The organism is Thermodesulfovibrio thiophilus DSM 17215, from assembly GCF_000423865.1.
In the GTDB taxonomy this organism is placed as follows: Bacteria; Nitrospirota; Thermodesulfovibrionia; order Thermodesulfovibrionales; family Thermodesulfovibrionaceae; genus Thermodesulfovibrio; species Thermodesulfovibrio thiophilus.
Genome location: NZ_AUIU01000012.1, coordinates 68,826 through 91,572, shown reverse-complemented (window position 1 = coordinate 91,572; position 22,747 = coordinate 68,826). Strand labels below are relative to the sequence as shown.

At 32.4% G+C, this 22,747-nt stretch carries 17 protein-coding genes; 4 read left to right on the top strand and 13 right to left on the bottom strand.

What is annotated here, in order from left to right; genetic code table 11:
• Positions 1 to 5: 5 nt before the first annotated feature.
• Positions 6 to 1,325 carry an amidohydrolase family protein gene (locus G581_RS0103310; protein ID WP_028844598.1) on the bottom strand — a complete coding sequence of 440 codons (1,320 nt, stop codon included), beginning with the start codon at positions 1,323 to 1,325 and terminating at the stop codon, positions 6 to 8.
• Between the two features lie 171 nt (positions 1,326 to 1,496).
• Positions 1,497 to 2,360, bottom strand: a complete 864-nt coding sequence (locus tag G581_RS0103305; RefSeq protein WP_038064903.1) for a UbiA-like polyprenyltransferase — start codon at positions 2,358 to 2,360, stop codon at positions 1,497 to 1,499.
• Between the two features lie 153 nt (positions 2,361 to 2,513).
• Here G581_RS0103305 and G581_RS0103300 point away from each other — a divergent pair, with 153 nt between their 5' ends.
• The gene (locus G581_RS0103300) at positions 2,514 to 3,428 is read left to right on the top strand and encodes a branched-chain amino acid transaminase (RefSeq protein ID WP_028844596.1); all 915 of its coding nucleotides are present in this window, start codon (positions 2,514 to 2,516) and stop codon (positions 3,426 to 3,428) included.
• A gap of 1 nt (position 3,429) precedes the next feature.
• Here the strand turns inward: G581_RS0103300 and G581_RS0103295 are convergent, their stop codons facing one another.
• From G581_RS0103295 to G581_RS0103250, 10 genes are read right to left on the bottom strand one after another with little or no spacing between them, the layout of a single operon-like run.
• The gene (locus tag G581_RS0103295) at positions 3,430 to 3,669 is read right to left on the bottom strand and encodes a hypothetical protein (protein ID WP_028844595.1); all 240 of its coding nucleotides are present in this window, start codon (positions 3,667 to 3,669) and stop codon (positions 3,430 to 3,432) included.
• Positions 3,670 to 5,100: an Asp-tRNA(Asn)/Glu-tRNA(Gln) amidotransferase subunit GatB gene (gatB, locus tag G581_RS0103290; RefSeq protein WP_028844594.1), complete on the bottom strand. Its 1,431-nt coding sequence runs from the start codon at positions 5,098 to 5,100 to the stop codon at positions 3,670 to 3,672.
• A gap of 10 nt (positions 5,101 to 5,110) precedes the next feature.
• Positions 5,111 to 6,565: an Asp-tRNA(Asn)/Glu-tRNA(Gln) amidotransferase subunit GatA gene (gene gatA, locus G581_RS0103285; protein ID WP_028844593.1), complete on the bottom strand. Its 1,455-nt coding sequence runs from the start codon at positions 6,563 to 6,565 to the stop codon at positions 5,111 to 5,113.
• 41 nt (positions 6,566 to 6,606) lie between these two features.
• Positions 6,607 to 7,707, bottom strand: coding sequence for an oxidoreductase (locus G581_RS0103280; RefSeq protein WP_038064900.1), 1,101 nt, complete (start codon positions 7,705 to 7,707; stop codon positions 6,607 to 6,609).
• The gene (gene pdxA, locus G581_RS0103275) at positions 7,704 to 8,654 is read right to left on the bottom strand and encodes a 4-hydroxythreonine-4-phosphate dehydrogenase PdxA (RefSeq protein WP_028844591.1); all 951 of its coding nucleotides are present in this window, start codon (positions 8,652 to 8,654) and stop codon (positions 7,704 to 7,706) included. Before pdxA ends, G581_RS0103280 begins: the two co-directional genes overlap by 4 nt.
• Before the next feature lie 49 nt (positions 8,655 to 8,703).
• Entirely contained in the window at positions 8,704 to 9,309 is a 606-nt protein-coding gene (locus G581_RS0103270) for a LolA family protein (protein ID WP_169368365.1), read from the bottom strand.
• A gap of 46 nt (positions 9,310 to 9,355) precedes the next feature.
• Positions 9,356 to 10,942 (bottom strand): peptide-binding protein, encoded by a 1,587-nt coding sequence (locus G581_RS0103265; RefSeq protein WP_028844589.1) that lies wholly within the window; start codon positions 10,940 to 10,942, stop codon positions 9,356 to 9,358.
• Positions 10,943 to 11,266 (bottom strand): preprotein translocase subunit SecG, encoded by a 324-nt coding sequence (gene secG / locus G581_RS10440; protein WP_038064897.1) that lies wholly within the window; start codon positions 11,264 to 11,266, stop codon positions 10,943 to 10,945. It abuts the gene before it with no gap.
• A 16-nt stretch (positions 11,267 to 11,282) separates the two neighbouring features.
• Positions 11,283 to 12,029: a triose-phosphate isomerase gene (gene tpiA / locus G581_RS0103255; RefSeq protein ID WP_239639022.1), complete on the bottom strand. Its 747-nt coding sequence runs from the start codon at positions 12,027 to 12,029 to the stop codon at positions 11,283 to 11,285.
• A gap of 36 nt (positions 12,030 to 12,065) precedes the next feature.
• The gene (locus tag G581_RS0103250) at positions 12,066 to 13,229 is read right to left on the bottom strand and encodes a class I SAM-dependent rRNA methyltransferase (RefSeq protein ID WP_028844587.1); all 1,164 of its coding nucleotides are present in this window, start codon (positions 13,227 to 13,229) and stop codon (positions 12,066 to 12,068) included.
• A gap of 112 nt (positions 13,230 to 13,341) precedes the next feature.
• Between G581_RS0103250 and ppdK the strand changes: the two genes are divergently transcribed.
• The 3 genes from ppdK to G581_RS0103235 are packed head-to-tail and all read left to right on the top strand — an operon-like array spanning position 13,342 to position 21,950.
• Positions 13,342 to 16,062: a pyruvate, phosphate dikinase gene (gene ppdK / locus G581_RS0103245; protein WP_028844586.1), complete on the top strand. Its 2,721-nt coding sequence runs from the start codon at positions 13,342 to 13,344 to the stop codon at positions 16,060 to 16,062.
• Between the two features lie 45 nt (positions 16,063 to 16,107).
• On the top strand, positions 16,108 to 19,167 hold the full coding sequence (locus tag G581_RS0103240; RefSeq protein ID WP_028844585.1) for a UvrD-helicase domain-containing protein: 3,060 nt from the start codon (positions 16,108 to 16,110) through the stop codon (positions 19,165 to 19,167).
• The gene (locus tag G581_RS0103235) at positions 19,158 to 21,950 is read left to right on the top strand and encodes a PD-(D/E)XK nuclease family protein (protein ID WP_028844584.1); all 2,793 of its coding nucleotides are present in this window, start codon (positions 19,158 to 19,160) and stop codon (positions 21,948 to 21,950) included. Before G581_RS0103240 ends, G581_RS0103235 begins: the two co-directional genes overlap by 10 nt.
• Here G581_RS0103235 and dapF read toward each other — a convergent pair.
• Positions 21,914 to 22,744, bottom strand: coding sequence for a diaminopimelate epimerase (gene dapF, locus G581_RS0103230; protein ID WP_028844583.1), 831 nt, complete (start codon positions 22,742 to 22,744; stop codon positions 21,914 to 21,916). The genes G581_RS0103235 and dapF overlap by 37 nt on opposite strands.
• Between the last annotated feature and the right edge of the window lie 3 nt (positions 22,745 to 22,747).

Sequence of the window (22,747 nt, the reverse complement as noted above, 5' to 3'; positions counted from 1 at the left end):
TTATTTTATAATTTTTGAACCTGCCTGCTCCACCATACTGCTTTTTCAATTAATGTGTCCTCATCCACAAATTGATGTTTACCGCTCGTTATGACAGGAACTCCATTTACAAAGACATCTTCAATATCTGAAGCTTTTGCAGAATATATTATTGTTGAATATATATCATAAACTGGCTGTAAATGAGGTTTATTAAGATTCATTAGCACAAGGTCAGCTTTTTTGCCAGTTTCTATACTGCCAACTTCTTTTTCAATTCCTAATGCCTCTGCTGCCCATATTGTCAGTATTTTCATACATGTTTTTACATCAAGCACTGTAGGATTACCAGTGATACCTTTTTGAACTTTTGCAGCAATAGAACTCTCTTCAAGAAGATCTAGATTATTATTACTTGCAGCTCCATCTGTTCCCATACTAACTTTTATACCCCTTTTAAGCATCTTTGCTACAGGTGCTATTCCGCTTGCAAGTTTGAGATTACTTTCAATGCAGTGCGAAACTCCAACATTGTGGTTTCCCATGATTTCAATTTCTTCATCATTTAACCATACTGAATGGGCAGCTATAATTTTTCCTTCAAGAAAACCTATATTTTTAAGATATTTAACAGGTCTTTTGCCATAATTTCTTATACATTCTTCAACTTCCTGGAATGTTTCACTAAGATGAATATGAATCAATAGATCATGCTTCAATGCCAGATCTCTGGATTTAATCAATGTTTCTTTGCAACAGGTGTAAATAGCATGTGGAGCAACAGCTGGAATTATTAATTCATTGGTTTTAGATTTCTCGATAAATTCTAAAGCTCTATTTAAGTAATCTTCAGCATTTTTACCAAATGGAGTTGAGAAATCAAAAACTCCCTGTCCTATAACTGCTCTTATATTAAGTTTTTTTGCTGCCTTTGCAATCGATTCCGGGAAAAAATACATATCATTGAAGGTTGTTGTGCCACTTTTTAACATCTCAAGGCATGCAAGGCAGCTCCCATCATAAACAAATTCAGGGCTTAAAAATTTTGCCTCTCTTGGCCATATATGTTCATTAAGCCATTGTTTTAGAGGTAAATCATCTGCAATTCCGCGAAATAAAACCATTGCAGCATGTGTATGCGTGTTTATAAAGCCTGGCATTAAAACAGAATGAGAATTGCCATATATCTGAACAGGATAATCTTTATATTTTTTTAAAAGTTCAGAAAAGTCGCCAATATCAATGATTTTATCGTCCTTCACAACAACACCAGAGTTGTTAAGAACTTCGTCATGTTCGTTCATGGTAATAATATATTGGCCACGAATAATAAAGATTGAGTTCATAATCGTTCTCCTTTATGAGGCTTTAAATGTTACATTTAAAATAATAAATAACTTCAAGATCCTATTAAAATTATCTTGTCATTCTTAATGTAGCTAAAATGTTCATCATAAACTCCGATCTGTTTTTCGGAATTGCAGAATAACATATAAAAACTCAAAATTCTGATGGAACTAAACCTTTATCAAAATACTCATTGCAGTAAAAATAAACACTGCAACGCTTATATAACCGTTCATGTTGAAAAAGGCTATATTCAGTTTTGAAAGGTCATCAGGTCTGACAACTCTATGTTCGTGAATAAATAGATATGCAACTATAAACATACCTATCCAGTAAAATATATTGAGTTTAAAAACAATACCAGTTAAAACTAAAAAGCTCCATGCAATAAAATGAAAGAATCTTGCAAAATTTATCGCCTTTTTAACTCCGTAGATTCTCGGAATTGAATATATTCCGTATTTTTTATCAAACTCAATATCCCACAAAGCATAAAGGGTATCAAATCCCGCAAGCCAGAAAATTACAGTAAACACCATAGGAATGATATCCCAGTCAAAATTTCCTCTTATAGCAATCCATGCTCCCAGAGGTGCAAGTGCTAATGCTATACCTAAAACAAAGTGACATGCCCATGTGAATCTCTTTGTATATGAATAAATGAATAGAATGGCTATTGCCAGAGGTGAAAGTTTAAAGCATAAGGAGTTAAGCATCCATGCAGAATAAACAAACACTACAAGGCATATAACTGTGAATAAAAACGCTTCCCAGAGTTTGATTTTACCAGAAGGTATTTCTCTATTTGCTGTTCTTGGATTCATCGCATCAATCTTTCTGTCAATAATTCTGTTAAATCCGAAGGCAGATGCTCGTGCAGTAACCATTGCAACAGTAATCCAGAATATTTTTTCGAATGTTGGAATACCACCTTGAGCAAGTAATGCTCCGGCAAAAGCAAATGGAAGGGCAAAAATACTGTGTTCAATCTTGATCATGTTGAGATACACAGCAGCTTTGTTTGTAATTGACATATCAAAAATATTATAACATTATTTGTTTTGTCAGCCTTATAAGCTTTTTATAATACTGTAGGGATGATAGTTTTGTTATTTAATATGAAATGCAATAGAGTGGTAGAGTAAAATATTTGACTTAATCTTGAAAAATATGGTTTAATATTTTTCGTGATTCCGAAAACAGAAAAAATATGGATGGATGGAAAATTTGTTAACTGGGATGATGCAAAAATTCATGTTCTAACTCATTCTCTTCATTATGGTCTTGCTCTCTTTGAAGGAATTAGATGTTATGAGACAGAGGAAGGTCCTGCTGTTTTCAGGTTAAAAGAACATGTAGAAAGGCTTTTTAAATCAGCCCATATTTTTACGCTAAAAATTCCTTTTACTGAAACTGAAATTTATGATGCAATAAAAGAGACAATAAGAATTAACAAAATCAATTCTTGCTATATAAGACCTATAGTTTTTATTGGATATGGCAGCATGGGTGTTTATCCTAAAAATAATCCTATTCAAGTTGCAATAGCTGCCTGGAGTTGGGGAGCTTATCTTGGAAAGGATGCTATTCAAAATGGAATAAAGGTTAAGACATCTTCATTTATTCGTAATCATGTTAATTCTAGTATGTCAAGGGGTAAAGTAGCAGGTTATTATGTCAATGGACAGCTTGCAAAGATTGAAGCAGTTTCGTGTGGCTTTGATGAGGCTATTTTACTTGATACAGAAGGCTATGTCTCTGAAGGAAGCGGAGAAAATATTTTTATGGTACGCAAAGGTATTCTAAAAACCACTCCTTTAACTTCGATTCTTGAAGGAGTTACAAGGGATACTGTTATTAATATTGCTAAAGATTTAGGAATTGAAGTACGAGAAGAAAGATTTACACGCGATGAATTATATATATCTGATGAGGTCTTTTTTACTGGAACAGCTGCTGAAATAACTCCTATAAGAGAAATTGATGGACGGATTATAGGATCAGGAAGTTGTGGTTTGGTTACAGGGAAAATACAGAATTTATTTTTTGATATAGTAAAAGGTAAATCTCCTAAATATAAACACTGGCTTGATTTTGTATAATTTATTTCAAATTTATCTGCTTTGCTGCCTCATTAATATCATTGTCACTTAAATGTTGATGAAGTTTTGCCTTTGAACCTTTTCTTAATTTATTAACCAGGTCTTGTTTGGTTTTTATCCCTTTTTCTTGAGATATTTGCGTAATAGAATTATCATTTTTATGACATTTATCGCATTTTAAAGCAAAAGCATTAGCTGATATAAAAATAATTATTAAAAAAATTATACCTATAAACGGCATTTATGAGTCCTTTAAAAGCTTTAAAATAAGTTCATTAACTAGTTTTGGATTGGCTTTACCCTTTGTATTTTTCATAACCTGTCCAACAAAAAATCCTATAAGTTTTTCTTCTCCATTTTTAAATCTTTCAACTTCTTTAGGATTTTTGGATATTACCTCCTTTATTGCTTCTATTAAAATAGCATCATCAGAAATCTGGGTAAGTCCTTTTTCTTTTACAATATTTTCAGCAGTTTTGCCAGTTTTGTACATTTCTTCAAACACTTCTTTTGCAGTATTTCTGTTTATTGTTCCCTTTTCAATTAATCCTATTAACTCAACAAGTTGAGATGGCTTTACAGAACATTGTGTTATATCTTTGTTTTCTTCATTAAGTAATCTCAGAAGCTCACCCATTATCCAATTTGATACTTCTTTTGGTTTACCGCCCAGTTTTACTGCTTCTTCAAACCACTCTGCAATAGACTTTTCTTCTGTTAGAATTTCAGCGTCATAGTTAGGTAGATTATATTGTTTAATAAATTTTTCAATTTTGTTGTCAGGCAGTTCAGGCATGTCCTTTTTTATTCTTTCAATGAAATCTTTTGAAACAACCACAGGTACAAGGTCAGGTTCAGGAAAATATCTGTAATCATGTGCTTCTTCTTTTGAACGCATTGATTGAGTAGTGCCTGTCTGTGAATCCCAGAGCCTTGTTTCCTGAGTAATTTTACCACCATCAGTGAGAATTCGTATTTGTCTTTTAATTTCGTATTCCAGAGCTTTTTCAACGAAGCGAAAAGAGTTGATATTTTTTATCTCGGTTTTAACACCAAATTCTTTGCTTCCCACAGGTCTAATAGAAATGTTTGCATCACATCTCAGGGAACCCTGTTCAAGATTGCCATCACAAACTCCAAGATATCTCAGAATAGTTCTTAATTTTTTCATATATGAAGCTGCTTCAGCAGGTGTTTTTATATCAGGCTCAGATACTATTTCCATTAAAGGAACGCCGGTTCTGTTAAAATCAACAAAACTGTAACCAGATGGGTCATGTATGTTTTTACCCGCATCTTCTTCAAGATGAATTCTTTTTATACGGATTTTTCTTCTTTCGTTATTAACTGTTATCTCAAGATATCCTTCCTCACACAATGGAAGCTCATACTGACTTATTTGATATCCCTTTGGAAGATCAGGATAGAAATAGTTTTTTCTTGCAAATCTACTGTAAGAAGCAATCTTGCAATTCATTGCAAGGCCTGTTTTAATAGTATATTCAACAGCTTTTTTATTTAATACTGGAAGTACACCTGGCATACCAAGACACACAGGGCATACTTGAGTATTTGGTTCTGATCCAAATTGAGTGGAACAGCTACAGAATATTTTACTTTGTGTTAAAAGCTGAGCATGTACTTCAAGTCCAATTACTGCTTCGTATTGCATTTTCACTCCTTTATAATAATGGTTTCTTTGTATGCCATGGAGTTGACTGTTCATAGGCAAAAGCAAGTTGAAGAATTTCAGATTCATTAAAAGGTTTACCAATTATTTGAAGCCCAACTGGAAGTCCGTCCTTATTGAATCCGCATGGAATTGATATGGCAGGCAGTCCTCCGAGATTTACAGAAATTGTAAAGATGTCAGATAGATACATCTGTAATGGATCATCTATTTTTTCACCAATTTTAAATGCAGTGGAAGGAACAGTCGGTGTTACAATAAAATTAACTTCTTTAAACGCTTTTTCAAAATCGTTTTTAATTAAAGTTCTAACCTGTTGTGCTTTTTTATAGTAAGCATCATAATATCCTGCTGAAAGGCAGTATGTACCGAGCATAATTCTTCTCTTGACTTCTGCACCAAAGCCTTTGCTACGGGTTTTCATATACATGTCCAATAGGTCTTTTCCTTCAACCCTGAGCCCGTATTTTACTCCATCATATCTTGCAAGATTAGAAGACGCCTCTGATGTGGCTATAATATAGTAAGTGGCAACAGCATACTCAGTATGGGGTAGAGATATTTCAATCGGAATACAGCCAAGAGACTCAAGATGTTTTATCGCTTCATTAACTCGTTCTTCGACTTCTTTGTCCATTCCTTTAATGAAATATTCTTTAGGAATACCAATTTTAAAATTTTTTATTTCCTTTCCCAATTTTTCGGTAAAATCAGCTGGTTTTATGGGAACGGAAGTTGAATCCATATGAGTGTATCCAGCGATAACATTCATTAACAGGGCAGAATCAGCAACACATTTTGTTAATGGACCTATCTGGTCAAGGGACGATGCAAAAGCAACTAAACCGAAACGGGAAACTCTTCCGTAGGTTGGTTTTAATCCGACAACACCACAGAAAGAAGCAGGTTGTCTGATAGAACCTCCTGTATCAGAACCAAGTGCAGCAATACATTCATCAGCAGCAACAGCTGCAGCACTTCCACCTGAACTTCCACCTGGAACTCTTTCGAGATTCCATGGATTTCTGGTAATATGAAATCCTGAGTTTTCAGTTGAAGAACCCATTGCAAATTCATCCATATTTGTTTTGCCTACGAGAACATATTTTTCTTTTAAAAGTTTTTCTGTGACAGTGCTTTCATATGGAGGATAAAAATTGTAAAGAATTTTTGAAGCACATGTAGTGAGGATACCTTTTGTGCAGATATTATCTTTTATAGCAATAGGAATCCCTGTAGCAATATTTTTTTTACCTGTAAAAATTGTATTTTCAGCATCTTTAGCCATTTCATAGGCTTTTTCAATTGTTAAAGTTATAAAAGACTTTACTTTACCTTCTACCTCCTGTATTCTATTAAATATATCTATTAAAATTTCATGAGGTCTTACTTCTCCTTTGTGAATCATTTTTCCTAATTCCACAAGTGTTAGATTATTCAGTCCCAAATCAAGCCTCCTTAAAAATTTATCAATTAAATTAAAGCAATTTATCGCTTTTTTTCAAGTTGGATACACTTTACATGAGGTAATTTTATAAATCTCATGCATCCATTACAGGATATGCAGTCAGACCTTTCTTTATCTTTCATCCATTTTAGCGGTAAATCAGGTTCTCGGATTAATGGTCGTGAAAGAGAAATAAGATCTGCTTCATTTTTTTGCAAGATTTCTTCTGCTACAGAGCGAGAGCGAATTCCACCAACAAGCATAACTGGAATTTTCAGATTTTTTTTGAATTCTTTTGAAAATTCTCTGAAGTATGCTTCCTTTTCTGGAGAATCTATCTTTATTCTGACAGGTCTTTCTTCTGGTTTAGATTCCACTATGCCCCCACTTACCTCAATGGCATCAATTCCTAAATTTTTAAGTCTTTTGGCAATTTTTAAGCTATCTTCAAGTTTTAATCCTCCTTCAATAAAATCACAGGCATTGAGTTTTATCATTACAGGATAGTCAAAGCCAACATTGTATCTTATGCTTTCGTAAACTTCTTCAAGAAAGTGAAATCTTCGCTCTTCGTCTCCTCCCCAGTAGTCATTTCTTCTGTTTGTATAAGGAGATAGAAACTGATTTATTAAATATCCATGAGCACCATGGAGCTGAACTCCGTCAAATCCTGCTTCTTTTGCTCGTCTGGCTGCACTGCCAAAAGATTCTATTATTTCCCAGATTTCTTCCTGCTTTAATTCTCTGGGCATTACTTTATAAACAGGTTCATAAATAGATGAAGGCGCTACGGGCTGTGAACCACCAAGAAAAATTGATGCACACTGTCTTCCTCCGTGACTAAGTTGAATCACTATTTTCCCACCAGCTTTATGAACAGCATTTGTGAGTTTTTTAAGGCCCTCAACATAAAAATCATTATGAATACATATCATTTTAGGAGCACTTCTGCCTGATACGTGAACCAGAGCATTACCTGTGATTATTAATCCAGCTCCACCTCTTGCAAGAGTTACATAAAAATTTATAAGCTCCTCTGTGACAAAACCGTCTTCATCAGCCATTTTTTCAAATGTTGCAGAACGTACTATTCTGTTTTGCATCTTAATTGTTTTAATTTCAAAGGGTGTAAAAAGTTTCATAGTACCATCCTTGCAGCAAGTTTTATTGCCTCGATGAGGCTTGCAGGATTAGCTTTCCCCTGCCATGCTATATCATAAGCTGTTCCATGGTCAGGAGAAGTTCTAATAAATGGAAGCCCTACAGTAAAGTTTACACCTTTATCAAAGGCTAACAGTTTAAATGGTGCAAGCCCTTGATCATGATACATGGCAACAATCATATCAAATTCACCTTTTGACGCACGCCAGAAAATAGAATCAGCTGGATAAGGACCTGACACATTTATACCAAGAGATCTTGCTTCTTTAACAGCGGGCATAATTTCATCGATTTCCTCTCTTCCCATAATTCCATCTTCTCCTGCGTGTGGATTAAGACCTGATATTGCAATTCGAGGATTTTCAATCTGAAGCATTTCGCAGGCTTTTTGTCCAAAAAATATGGATTTGATAACTTTTTCTTTTTTTATAAGATATGGAACATCTTTAAGAGGCACATGAATGGTTGCAAGTATTAATTTTAATGGTTCACTGTAAAAAGCCATTGCATAATCTTCAACATTGGTTAGACTCGCAAGCATATCTGTATGTCCAATCCATGGAAGTCCAGCCATTTTCAAAGCAATTTTTGTAATTGGTGCTGTAACAATTGCTTCAACTATTCCAAGTCTGTAAAGTTCTACAGCTTTCCTGATATAGGAAAATGAGGCTCTTCCAGATTCTTCAGAAGGCTTTCCTTTGTGAAGTTTTGAAGGGTTTTTCACTTCATTGAGATTTAATATTTCTATATTATCAGGGTCAAAATCTATATTTATTGTTTTGATAACTTCTTTTATAACCGCTCTGTCTCCTATGACAACAGGATTGCATATTTTATAGATATCTTCCTGAGCAAAGGCTTTGACGATAATTTCTGCACCTATTCCAGCAGGATCTCCCATTGTTATGGCAATTTTTCTTTTACTCATCCTCACCTCCAATTATACTCTGGTTTCTTTAAATTAAATGAGAAAAACTTTAATACTGTAATACTGTGTCATCTTTCCTGGGAATGAAATTAAATAATGAATCTCTGAGAGTTGTATTTATTTTTACATTGTTAAATTCAATTGTTATTATATTTGCCATAGTATCAGTAATCTTAAGAGATTTAATTGGAAATTCGTTTTCATTAATAACCAGTTCGATTCTTTTAATGTTGCCCATTTTAGTTTTAGGAACCAGAATCAAAGTGTTTTCTTTATTTTCTGCAACTTCAAAATCCTTTTTAATATCAGCCATTCTTGAAAGAAGTGCAATAGGCAGCTGTCCGTATTTATCTTCTGTAAAACTGCTCTGTATTGCCTGTTTATTTGTTTTGTCATAAACAGTGAGCATTTTTCTATTGAGATAAACTACCTGGGAAAAATTTCCAGAATACTGCCATCTTATTTTGTCGCCCTTTATAAAAAATTTTCCATTAAATTTTTGAGTTTTTCCAAGTTCTTTTATATAACTTATCTGAATAAAATTCCCACTTGCATCATCTATATTTTTATATGCGGTTTCAATTTTGGATAAAGTGGTATTCTGAGCATAGGAGAGTGTTAACAATAAAAAAATACATAATAAATTAATTGTCAAGGTTTTAAATAACAGTCTATGTTTTTGATATAAAAGCCTCATAGTTTTAATTATACCAGTCCATGGTATTTTTTGGCACATACCAGAAAATATAGTTATGCCATATTCCTGCAGGAGCAGGTTCAATGCCTTTAATCCTCTTATTTACAGCAATAATTGTGTCAGGAACATAAAGAAATGTATAAGGTTGATCTTCTGTGATAAGTTTATGAATTTTAAAATAAAGCTTTTTCCTTTCATCTCTGTTGAGGATTCCTCGTGCCTGCTCAATTAATCTATCAACATATGGATTGCTGTAACTGACAAAATTGAACTCTCCAGGTTTAGTTTTAGAAGAATGGAATATATCATATAAATCAGGGTCATGAGAAAGTGACCAGCCAAGTAATACTGCCTGAAATTGCCTTTTTGTAACAAGTTCTAGAAAACTTTGCCATTCAAGAACTCTTATATTCAGGTCAATTCCAACGTTTTTTAGTTGCTCTTTTATAATTTGTGCTGTTTTAAGTCTGCCTTCATTGCCCTGATTAACAAGCAGAATAAATGAAAATCTTTTCCCATCTTTTACCAGAATACCGTCATTACCAGTTCTCCATCCAAGTTCATAAAGAATATTTTTTGCTTTCTCAGGTGAATACTCAAAATCTGTTACATCAGGATTGAATGCCCATGAAGAAGGTGGAAATGGTCCTGTACAAGGGCTTCCATATCCAAGAAGAACTCCTTCAATGACTTCTTTTTTGTTTATGGAATGAGCAATCGCCTGACGAACTTTTTTATCCGAAAATAAAACATTTTCAAGATTATATCCAATATAGGTATATCCAAAAGATGGATAGCGGTAAACATTGAAGTATGTTTTAAAAAAATCTTTTGTACCATAATATTTATATTGCGCAGGATTAAGTCCCATATAATCTATTCCACCAAATCTCAGTTCAAGAAACATTGTGGATGCATCGGGTATAATTCTTGAAATAAATTTTTCGAAAAAAGGTAAACCTTCAAAGTAGTTTTGATTTCGTTCAAGGATAATTCTCTGTCCTGTTACCCATTCTTTCATTTTGTAAGGGCCTGTGCCAACAGGAGCTCTGTTAAGTGGAGAGTTAAACAGTTCTTTACCCTCGAGCAAATGTTTTGGAAGAATTCCCATTCCCCATGATTCAAGCGAAGGTGCAAAAGGTTTTTCATATAAAATTTTCACAGTGTATTTATCAATGGCTTTCACTTCTTTCACCGGGCCGTAGGTACTGCTATAAGGTGTTGGATTACGAGGATCAGTAATTGCTTTATATGTGAATACAACATCCTCTGCAGTAAATTCTATACCATCATGCCATTTAACTCCTTTTCTGAGATAAAAAATAATTTCTTTACCATTTTTTGATATAATCCATTTCTCAGCGAGGTCTCCAACAATATTAAGATTTTTGTCATATTTTGTAAGTCCATTAAAAACTCTTCCGCTTATATCGGCACTTGCTGAGTCTGAAGCAAAGAGAGGTAGAAGTCTTTTAGCATCAGCAGAAGAAGCTCCGGTTAAAGAGAATGGTTCTTTTATATCAGGGGCTCTCTGGCAGGAAAAAATAAATAAAGTTAAAAAAAGAATAAATCTGCCATATTTTTTTAACATCTACTTTTGTTGAGGTTGTTCTCCTGTTGGTTGCTGGGCTGGCTGAACTGGTTGAGTTTGTTGAGGAATATTGACATCTGAGACAACAGATTTATTTCTTGTAGTAATATAGGTCAGAAAGAAAGAAGAAAGCATAAATAACACAGCCACAATGGTTGCTACTTTGTTAAGAAAAGTAGCAGCACCTCTTGGACCAAAAAGAGTCTGTGAAGAGCCTCCTCCAAAGGCAGGTCCAAGTTCAGCTCCTTTACCTCTGTGAAGAAGAACTACAGCAATCATAACCAAACAGAGTATTATGTGAAAAGTTAAAAGCAATGTTTTCATAAAATTTCCTCCCTATTTATTTTCGTTCTTCATATTTTATAATTTTTAAAAACTTTTCAGGGTCAAGACTGGCACCGCCGACAAGGACTCCGTCAACATTGGCAATATTCATTATTGAATGAATATTTTCAGGACTAACACTTCCACCGTAAAGTATTCTTATTCTGTCAGCTTTATCTGAATAAATATCTTTTAATCTATTTTTTATAAATGCATGAGCTTCTTCAATTTGCAATTCAGATGCCACTTTTCCTGTTCCAATTGCCCATACAGGTTCATAAGCCAATACTAAAGAGTCATATTTTTCTATATTTTCAAGTCCTTTTTCAATTTGTTTTTTTAAAACATCAAATGTTTTCTCTGATTCTCTTTCTTCAAGTGTTTCGCCAATACAGAAAATCACATTTAGGTTTTCACTCATAGTTGCCTTTATTTTAAGATTAATTATTTCATCTGTCTCATGAAAATATTTTCGTCTTTCTGAATGGCCAATTATTACATAATCAATATTTAAGTCTTTAAGCATTACTGGAGATACTTCTCCGGTATATGCTCCTTTATTTTCATAAAAAACATTTTGAGCCCCAACTTTTATATCTGTATCCCTTAAAGCTTTTGACATACTGTCAATGCATACAAATGCAGGAGCTATACCAATTTCTCTGTCAGATATACCCTGAACAGATGGAATGAAATCTTTTAAAAACTCAAGCGCTTCTTGAACAGTCTTGTGCATCTTCCAGTTTGCCATGAAAAATTTCATTCGCATAATTTAAAAGTTTAATTAAAATATGGTTTTTTAGTCAAATAGTTTAACTATTAAACATTTCAGATAAGCTGTTTCTGGCATAGTTAAAAGTATTGGATGATCCTTGCTCTGGATTCCTTTATATAATACCTTTCCTGTTCTTTTATTTCGTGAAAGAGCTTCCTTAATTATTTCTGAGAATTCAAAGTCTGATATGTGCTGTGAACATGATGATGTGGTAAGGATCCCATCTTTTTTCAAAAGTTTTAACGCTAAACTATTTAAAGTTAAATATCCTTCGATAGCATCGTCTTTCTGATTTTTTGATTTTACAAAAGCAGGCGGATCAACCACCATGAAGTCATAGCGTTTGTTCTTTTTTATCTCCCATTTAAGATAGTTAAATACATCAGCTTTTATAAATTTACATTTTTCATTCAAATTATTAATTTTTGCATTATCTCTCGCTGAATTTATTGCATGCTCTGAACTGTCAATTCCTGTAACACTTGCTCCCTTTTTTGCGAGATGAATACTCCATGAACCAATATAGCAAAAAAGGTCAAGTCCTTCTCCAGCAGTAATGAATTGTTTAAGAAATAGCCTATTTTCTCTCTGATCCAGAAAAAAGCCTGTTTTTTGTCCATGAACTGGGTTAACTAAAAATTTAACATCATCTTCATAAATCACTGGAAGTTCGCTGAGTTCTCCTTTCACTATTTTTTTCTCTGTTACAAGACCCTCTTTCAATCTTGATGAAGAGTCATTTTTAAGAACGATAATCTCTGGATTAGTAATTTTATCTAAAAGTTCGATTATTAAATCCTTAAAAGTCTCCATTCCAGCGGTCAGAATCTGAATTACAAGGCAATTATTGTATTTATCCACTATCAAGCCCGGAAGCCCGTCAGATTCACTATATATCATTCGATAGCTATGTTTAAGTCCTAAAAATTCTTCTCTGTATTTTATTGCCTGTTGAAATTTTTGATGAAAAAATTCAGCATCTATATTTTCTTTTTTAAAACTGAGAAGTCTTATAGAAATTGTTGATTTTGGGTTTATATATCCTGTTCCAATAATTTTATTTGATCTTGATTCATAAACTCTTAGGAGACTACCGGGAGTTAAATGCGTGATGTCTGATAGAATTTCATTTTTATAAATCCAGAGACTTCCGTATTTTTTTAAAGGTTTAATAAAAATTTCTTCCATGAAGCTTAGTTTGAAATAGTTTTTTTAAAAAGTCAATATTTTCTTGAAAAAACTTTCTTTATCATTGTAATATGAATAGCTATTTAAATAAACCTTTAGGAGGAGTTTTCAGATGGCCTTGACATCTAAAAAACAAAAAAAGCCTCTCAAAAAAGCATCAACATCAAAAAAATTAACGTCAGGGAAAAAATATGTTTACTATTTTGGAGATGGGAAAGCAGAAGGAACAGCTCAAATGAAGGATCTTCTCGGCGGGAAAGGAGCTGGACTTGCTGAGATGACCAATCTTGGAATTCCGGTTCCATCAGGATTTACAATTACCACAGAAGCCTGTAGAGAATATTTTAGTCTTGGCAAAAAATTTCCTGACAGAATGTGGGAGGAAGTTTTAAATAATCTGAAAAATGTTGAAAAATCAATGAATTCTGAATTTGGTAATCCTGAAAATCCGCTTCTTATTTCTGTTAGATCAGGTGCGAAGTTTTCCATGCCAGGAATGATGGATACAGTATTAAATCTTGGATTAAATGATGAAACCCTTAAAGGTTTAATAAAGAAAACAAAAAATGAAAAATTTGCATATGATACCTATAGAAGATTTATTACAATGTTTGGAAGTATTGTTACTAATATAGACAGGAAAAAATTTGAAGATTTACTTGAAGAAGCTAAAAAGGCAAAAGATGTTCAATTAGATACAGAACTTGATGCAAAAGATTTTAAAACTCTTGTTAAAAAATATAAAGAACTTTATAAAAAAGAGACGGGTACTAATTTTCCTTCAGACCCTTATGAACAGCTTAGGATGGCAATAAAAGCTGTTTTTGATTCATGGTATGGAGATAGAGCAGCAACCTATAGAAGGCTTCACGGAATACCAGATGATCTTGGCACAGCATGTAATATTGTTGCAATGGTTTTTGGTAATATGGGAGAAAATTCAGGTACAGGAGTTGGTTTTACAAGAGATCCATCTACAGGAGAAAAAAAATTTTTTGCTGAATTTCTGGTAAATGCACAGGGAGAAGATGTTGTTTCAGGTATCAGAACTCCTTTAAAAATTGAAGAACTTAAAAGAAGAATGCCAAAAATATATTCTCAACTTGAAAAAATATGCAATAAACTTGAGAAGCATTACAAGGACATGCTTGATATAGAGTTTACAATTCAGGAAGGCAAACTCTATATGCTTCAGACAAGAGTTGGAAAAAGAACAGCTGCAGCTGCAATAAAAATAGCTGTTGATATGGTAAATGAAAAACTTATTGATAAAAAAATAGCTCTTTTAAGAATAGAACCTGAACAACTCAATCAACTTCTTCATCCTACAATTGATCTAAAGGCAGAGGTTAAAGTTATAGCAAAAGGATTGCCTGCAAGCCCTGGAGCAGCGGTTGGCAGGGTTGTTTTTTCAGCTCAGGATGCAGAAGAATGGGTAGAAAAGGGAGAAAGGGTTATTCTTGTAAGAAATGAAACATCACCTGAGGACATTGGCGGAATGGCAGTTGCTCAGGGAATATTAACAGCACGAGGAGGCATGACTTCTCATGCCGCTGTTGTTGGCAGAGGAATGGGCAAATGTTGTGTTGTTGGCTGCGGAGAGATAACCATTCGTGAAGAAGAAAAATGTTTTACAGCTGGAGAAATTACTGTTAAAGAGGGGGATTATATTACATTAAATGGAACTACTGGTGAGGTTATTCTTGGACAGGCACCACTTGTTATGCCTAAACTTTCAAAAGAATTTTATACTATTATGCAATGGACTGATGAGCTTAGTAAGCTTAAAGTCAGGGCAAATGCTGATACTCCAAAAGATGCAAGGGTAGCTAGAGATTTTGGTGCTTCAGGAATTGGACTTTGCCGAACAGAACATATGTTTTTTGATCCAGACAGGATCAGGGCATTCAGAGAAATGATTCTTTCAGATAATATTGATCAGCGAAAGAAAGCACTAGATAAAATAAAACCTTATCAGAAAAAAGACTTCATTGGTATTTTCAAAGAAATGAAAGGATTACCTGTAACAATAAGACTTCTTGACCCACCACTTCATGAGTTTTTACCCAAAACAGATGAAGAAATAGAGATTCTTTCTAATGAAATGGGTGTTTCCATCAGAAGAATTAAATCTAAAATTAAAGCTCTTGAAGAGTTTAATCCAATGCTTGGTCATAGAGGATGCCGTCTTGGAGTTACATATCCAGAAATATATGAGATGCAGGTAAGAGCTATAATGGAAGCAGCCTGTGAGCTTGCCAAGAAGAAAATCAAAGTTATACCCGAGATAATGATTCCGCTTGTGGCACATGTTAATGAATTGAAGTTAATGAAAGAGTTGACCGTGAAAACATCAGAAGATGTTATGAAACAATACAGAATAAAAGTTGAGTATAAGGTTGGAACAATGATAGAACTTGCTCGTGCTGCAATAACAGCAGATCAGATTGCTACTGAAGCAGAATTTTTCTCCTTTGGAACAAATGATTTAACGCAGTCTGTGTTTGGACTTTCAAGAGATGATGCGGGAAAATTTTTACCTTTCTATATTGATAATAAAATAATAGAAGATGACCCATTCATTACAATAGACACAGAAGGAGTTGGTCAGATTATGGAGATTGGTGTGAAAAAAGGAAGGAAGACAAACAAGAATCTCAAAGTCGGAATATGTGGTGAACATGGTGGAGATCCGAAATCAATTGAGTTCTGCCACAAAATAAATCTTAACTATGTAAGTTGTTCTCCTTACAGAGTTCCAATAGCTAAATTAGCAGCAGCGCATGCAAATTTAAAGGGAAAAGGAGCAGAAGTTATAAAGTCAACCGTTTAAACAAATAGATTAAGTAATAACTGCTATGTTACAATTACTTAATTAATGAATGAAATTTTTAGGCTTCCATTACCTCATTATGTAATTCTTAAGGCATCTGCTGGTTCCGGAAAAACAAGGGTTCTTACACAGAGATATGTCTCTTTTTTACTTTCAGATGAAGTGCCTTACAGTAGTTTGAAACATATTCTTGCCATTACATTTTCCAATAATGCTGCTTATGAAATGAAAAGCAGAATTCTTGGATGGATCAAGGATTTGTATTTTAAAAATCAGCAGACAATGCAGGAATTTTTAAAGATTTTATCTATAGAAGATGATGATTTGTCATTTATGGCAGAAAAAGCACTTGAAAATATACTCAGTAATTATTCCGATTTTCAAATAAAAACAATAGATAGTTTTGTCACTTCTATATTTAAAGCCTCAGCTCTGGATTTTGATTATAATCCAGACTTTGAAATTCTCATGAACAATGATGCAATGATGAATTATACCTATGATTTATTTTTAAAAGATATTGAAGAACAGTCTCCTGAAATCAGGTTGTTTAGAAATATTATTGAAAAAATCAAAAAAAATAAGGATAACTTTCTCTGGGATCCTGCGGAAGAAATTTTTTTAAAAATTAAAGCGTTATATTCTATTAGCACAGCTAACAATAAAGAATTTTTTAATCCTGAACTGGATGAGCAACGTAGACTTGAAGCTGAAGAAAAAATAATAGAACTGATGCAGAAGATTATTGAGGAGCTTAAATCTTCAGGGCTTGAAAGAAATAAAAAAAATCAGATTTATGACTCTTTTGAATCAATCATTAAAACAAGGAATTTTAAGGAGATTCTTGATAGAGGGATATCAACACCCCCTGTAAATAAACCAAAAAATAAAAATTTAACCCAAAAATATGAAGATATAATTCTTCTATGGGATGAATTTAAAGAAGTTGTTGATGAGTATGCTTTTTTATATTCTAAAACTTTTTATTTACCTTATCTTCATATTTTTAAAAATTTCCAACGAAAATTAAATGTAGTAAAGCAGACAGAGAGTAAAATATTTATAGAAGACATAAATAAATTGCTTTCTCAATATATTAACGAATTCAAAGTTCCAGAGATATATTTCAGGCTCGGAGAAAAAATACATCATTTTCTTATTGACGAGTTTCAAGACACATCGCCTATTCAATGGTCAAATCTGAAACTGTTAATAGAGAATGCTCTATCAGAAAATGGTAGTCTTTTCGTGGTTGGTGATACCAAACAGGCAATTTATAGTTTTCGTGGTGCTGATTACAGAATAATGAATGAACTTGAAAAAATAGATATTTTCCCTTCAGCTCATAAAATAGTTGAAGAACTCAGTGTTAATTATAGAAGTAAAGGAATGATTTTAAAATTCGTAGAAAAATTTTTCAAAGAAAATATAGTTAATCATTCTGATTATTGCAATCCTGCTAAGCTTACCGGGCTTGACCGTTACGAACAGTTTTCAAAAAAAGAATATGAACAAGAAGGTTATGTTGAGGTTAAAACTTTTTATTCAGACGATGAAGAAAATGAAGCAAAAATAAAAAAAGATTTTATAGATATCATTAATGATACCAGAGCAAGAGGATATAGTTTTAAAGATATTGCAGTTCTTGCATTAAAAAATGACCATGTGGTTACTATCAGTTCATGGTTAAATGATTTAACTCTGCCGTTTATTTCCTATAGCAGTCTTGATGTAAGAAGAAGAAAGGTTACTTTTGAAATTTTAAATCTTCTTAAATTTCTTGACAGCCCTGTAGATGATTTTTCTTTTTCAATTTTTATTCTTGGAGATCTTTATAAAGAATTTTTATCAAAGTGTTACAGTATAAAAACATTACAACCTATTCAGGAGTTTATTATAAAAAACAGGCAAAACTCCCCGTTATACAAATACTATCAGGTAGCATTTCCTTCATTATGGGAGAATCATTTTCAAAATATGTTTAAACTTACAGGATATTTACCTATTTATGATCTTTTGTCTGTAGCATTAAGCAATTTTAAAGTTTTTGAGATTATGCCAGATGAAGAAGCTACTTTTTTAAAAATTCTTGAACTTGTAAAAAGTTTTGAAGGCCGAGGATTAAGTAGTATCAAAGATTTTATAGAGTTTTTTTCAAATCCAAGTGAGGATGAAAAAATCTGGGATATAACATTGGGAGCTGATATAGATGCTATCAACATTATGACAGTTCATAAGGCAAAAGGACTTGGTTTTCCAGTTGTAATTTTATTTCTGGAGGACTCCAGAGAAAAAACAGATGAATATATAGTGAATGAAATTGATGAAGAAACACTTTGTATAATGAAAATAAATGATAAACTTGCAAATAAATGTGACAGGTTGAAAGAGATCAAGGATTCTGTAAAAGTTTCAAAGATGGCAGATTCTTTAAATACGCTATATGTGGCTTTTACAAGAGCACAGGATGAACTATATGTAATAGGAAAAATGAAAAAAGAAAGCAATTTCCCTTTTGATATTCTTTGTAATTTTACGGACAAACCATTGGGGTCAAAACTATCTAAAATTTATTCTCTTAATATTGAAAGAAAAATAATGAAAATTGAACATCATTCACTGCCTGTTGAATTTCCTGTTTCACAAGAGATGATTCATTTAAAAGAAAAGGACAGGGGAGATTTTATACACAGAGTTCTTTCTTCAATAGATTTCTGGAATGAAGAATTTACAGATATAATTGATTCTAATATAGAAAAAATCAACAGAGATTTAAGAAAAAATTTTGACATTGCTGAAATCAAAAAGCCAATTCTGAAGATGCTTGATCATCCTCAAATGAGGGAATTATTTATTAAGAAGCCTGACAGAATTTTTTTTAATGAATTTGAAATTTCAGACCATAAAGGATTAATTCACAGGATTGATAGAGTGGTTATTGATAAAGATAAAGTTACAGTTATTGAATATAAAACAGGTTATCCATCAGAAGAACATTTTGGACAAATAAAAAAATATTTAAACCTGGCTTCAGACATTTATAAAAATTTTACTATTACTGGATGTCTTTATTATCTTGATATGGAAGAGATAAAATGGATATGAATCAGAGTAAAGAATTAATTGATAAATTAGATTTTCTTTCTGAAAGACAAAAAATCATACTAACCTCAGACCAGGATTTAATTGAAAGTATAGTATCAGTTATTGATTCAGAAAACTTGAATTATTCCCAAAATGTAGTCGTGTTTCCAGGTAAAAGACCATCTCATTATTTAAGAAAAACGCTGGCAGAAAAGATAAATACTTCCTTTATTCCACCTCGTATTTTTTCAATAGATGAATTCATAAACTTTATTTTTAAAAAATTAAATGATACAAATTCAATTGAATCAATAGATGCTGCCGGAATTATTTATGAAATATGCATAAAAAATAATTCTTTAACCACATTTTTTCAAAAATTTGATAATTTTTTCTCTATTGGTTTAAAACTCTTTAATCTTTTCGAGGAACTTTATATCGAAGGTATTTCAGTTGATAAGCTGAAAGAAGTGGAAACACTTGTTGAGATACCTGTAAATTCCCGAAATAGCTTAAGATTTCTTTCACAGACATATAAAGAATTTTATGAGTTATTAATCAACAGAAATCTATCTACAAGATCTTTACGGTACAGAACAGTTGCAGAAGCAGATTTGAATTCATATTTAAGTTTTCAGAAAATAATTTTTGCAGGTTTTTTTGCTTTTACAAAGACTGAAAAAATAATTCTTGAGAAATTAAGCAAAATAGAAAATTTTTTCTTAGTGTTTCAGGATGATGACGAAGCTTTAAACACCAAAATAAAATTTTACAGCTGTCCTGATACACATGGAGAAATTAAAGTTGCAGGTAAAATAATTAAAGAATTTGATAGCCTGGATGAAAGAACAGTGATTGTTCTTCCAGATGCTGAGAATCTTTTTCCTCTTGTGAGACAGGGGATTTCATATTTAGATGAAAGAAGTTATAACATTTCTATGGGGTATCCTCTTTCAAGAACGCCAATTTACGGCTTTTTCATAACTTTATTTGAACTTTTGAGCTCTATTGAAAATGATATGGTTTATGTTCCTTTTTACTTAAAATTTATGCTTCATCCGTATACAAAGAATATTTTTTTTAAAAATAGTGCTGAATTAAGCAGGATAGTTTTCCATGAGATGGAAGAATTTTTTAAATTCGAAAAACCTCTGTTATTTATTGAACTTGAATGGATAGAAAAGGAAGTTCCATCAAAGATTATTCAAAACATAGGTGAGTCTTTTTTATCAGCAGAAGAAATTAGCGAACATATTAAATTTATTCATGAAAATGCTATAAAAAAATTTCTTTCTTTTAGTAATATTAAAGAGTTTATAAATGCATGTCGGGAATTGCTGATATTTATTTATGACAAAAGCACGGCAAAATATCATCCTCTTTTTTATCCTTACGTTGAAGCTTTTTTAACTGAGTTTGAAAAACTCTCTAACTCTTTAATAAATAAAATAAAGTTCGAGTTCAAGCAGTCTTACTTTAACTTTTTTAAAAATTATATAGCTTCTCAGAATATTCCTTTTGAAGGTATTCCTTTGAATGGATTACAAATTCTTGGTTTTCTTGAAACAAGAAATATTAAGTTCAAAAAAGTTATTTTTCTTGATCTAAATGAAGGAGTTTTTCCAAATCTTTCTGAAGACTATCTATTACCATATAGAATTAGAAAAATTCTTGGATTACCAACGTATCATGACAGGGAAAAACTGATTTATTACTATTTTTCTACATTAATTAGAGGAGCAGAAGAGGTTCACATTGCTTATATAAAAAATGATAGATATGAAAGATCAAGATTCATCGAAAAATTAATCTGGATTATAGAAAAAAAAGAAGGAGCTATATTAGAGGATAATCAATCTGATTTGATACATTCGGTTATTTATAAAGTTAATCTTGCAGGAAAAATGCCTGATAACATTGTTAAAAATCATGAAATGATGGATATATTAAAAAATTTTTCATTTTCAGCAACAGCAATCGATGAATATTTGAAATGCGGATTGAAATTTTATTACTCCTATGTTCTTGGGATCAAAAAAGAAAAAGATATTTCATCAGATTTAGATCGTTGTGATATCGGAATAATAGTTCATGAAGCATTAAAGGAATATTTCAAACTCAGAATAGGTAGAGTTTTGAATGAAAAGAATTTAATAAATGAAATAGAAAAAATTTTGGATAATATATTTTTGAAACAATATGGAAATAAAATACGAGGCAGAGTTTATTTATTAAAGCTTCAAACACTGGACAGATTACATGAAATTATAAATTACTATCAAGAAATTTCAAAGATACATAAAATCGAAATAATTTCAGTTGAAGAATTTTTTGAGGAAACTTTCTTTGACTCTAGATTTACATGCAGATTAGATAAAGTTGAAAAGGTGAATGAAAAAATTTTTATTGTTGATTATAAAATTACCGGCAAACAGGATCATCTTAAAATTAAGTTCGACAGGCTGAGTACTGAAGACAGGCAATCATGGGCAAAATATATTGGAAGTTTTCAAATTCCTCTGTATGTCTTTCTTTACTCCCAAAAATATAAAATTAATCCACAAAATCTTGAAGGTTATTATTTTTTACTTGGTCGAAATGTAATCGACAATGATGCTTTTTTTAATCCATTGAACGAAATTGAAAAAGGACAGGGATTGTCAATTATTTCTGAGATAATGAAGAGTCTTTTAGCTGAAATTAAAAATTTAGAAATACCCTTTCAACCGACATATGATTTCAAGAAAAATTGTAAATTCTGTGATTATCAAGCAATTTGTGGAACTTTTACTGTTCCTTCATAGACCTCTTCAGCGGGTCCTGTCATATAAACATGTCCATTTTCTTGCCATTCAATTAATAAATCTCCACCTAGAAGATGAACAGTTACTTTGTTTTCAACGAGCTTTTTTTTCATTGCAGCAACAGCTGTGGCACATGCACCAGTACCACATGCAAGAGTTTCTCCGGCTCCTCTTTCCCAGACACGCATAATTATTTCTTTACTGTTTTTTACAAAGGCAAACTCAACATTCGTTCTTTTTGGGAAAATAGGATGAGTTTCAATTGCAGGTCCATATTTTAAAACTGCAAAATTTTTAGGATCTTCTTCAAGAAATATTACAGCATGAGGATTCCCCATACTTACACAGTTAAGTCTTGCATGCCAGCCATACACTTCAAGTGCAATATCAAAGGCTATATCACCCTCTGCATCAACAGGGATTTTTTCTGGTCTAAATTCAGGATTTCCCATATCAACCTGAACAAGCTCTCCAACTTTTTTTGGTTTTATAATTCCTGCAAGAGTTTCTACATCCAGTATTTCTTTTTGAGATAGCCCTCTATCCCAGACATATTTTGCAAAGCACCTTATTCCATTTCCACACATTTCAACTTCTGAGCCATCAGCATTGAAAATTCTCATGCTGAAATCTGCAATTTCGGAAGGATAGATTAATAAAAGCTGGTCTGCACCTATTCCAAATCTTCGATTACAGTATTTGATTGCAAAAGCCTGAGGATCTGGCAAATCCTGTTTTAGACAATCAATCAAAATAAAATCATTGCCAAGTCCGTGCATTTTAACAAAGTTAATTTT

Excerpts from the sequence above, each read along its gene's own strand:
- G581_RS0103310 (WP_028844598.1), bottom strand. The coding sequence starts at position 1,325 with ATGAACTCAATCTTTATTATTCGTGGCCAATATATTATTACCATGAAC.
- G581_RS0103305 (WP_038064903.1), bottom strand. The coding sequence starts at position 2,360 with ATGTCAATTACAAACAAAGCTGCTGTGTATCTCAACATGATCAAGATT.
- G581_RS0103240 (WP_028844585.1), top strand. The coding sequence starts at position 16,108 with ATGAATGAAATTTTTAGGCTTCCATTACCTCATTATGTAATTCTTAAG.
- ppdK (WP_028844586.1), top strand. The coding sequence starts at position 13,342 with ATGGCCTTGACATCTAAAAAACAAAAAAAGCCTCTCAAAAAAGCATCA.
- secG (WP_038064897.1), bottom strand. The coding sequence starts at position 11,266 with ATGAAAACATTGCTTTTAACTTTTCACATAATACTCTGTTTGGTTATG.
- tpiA (WP_239639022.1), bottom strand. The coding sequence starts at position 12,029 with ATGAAATTTTTCATGGCAAACTGGAAGATGCACAAGACTGTTCAAGAA.
- G581_RS0103265 (WP_028844589.1), bottom strand. The coding sequence starts at position 10,942 with ATGTTAAAAAAATATGGCAGATTTATTCTTTTTTTAACTTTATTTATT.
- gatB (WP_028844594.1), bottom strand. The coding sequence starts at position 5,100 with ATGCAATACGAAGCAGTAATTGGACTTGAAGTACATGCTCAGCTTTTA.
- G581_RS0103280 (WP_038064900.1), bottom strand. The coding sequence starts at position 7,707 with ATGAAACTTTTTACACCCTTTGAAATTAAAACAATTAAGATGCAAAAC.
- G581_RS0103295 (WP_028844595.1), bottom strand. The coding sequence starts at position 3,669 with ATGCCGTTTATAGGTATAATTTTTTTAATAATTATTTTTATATCAGCT.
- pdxA (WP_028844591.1), bottom strand. The coding sequence starts at position 8,654 with ATGAGTAAAAGAAAAATTGCCATAACAATGGGAGATCCTGCTGGAATA.
- G581_RS0103235 (WP_028844584.1), top strand. The coding sequence starts at position 19,158 with ATGGATATGAATCAGAGTAAAGAATTAATTGATAAATTAGATTTTCTT.
- G581_RS0103250 (WP_028844587.1), bottom strand. The coding sequence starts at position 13,229 with ATGGAAGAAATTTTTATTAAACCTTTAAAAAAATACGGAAGTCTCTGG.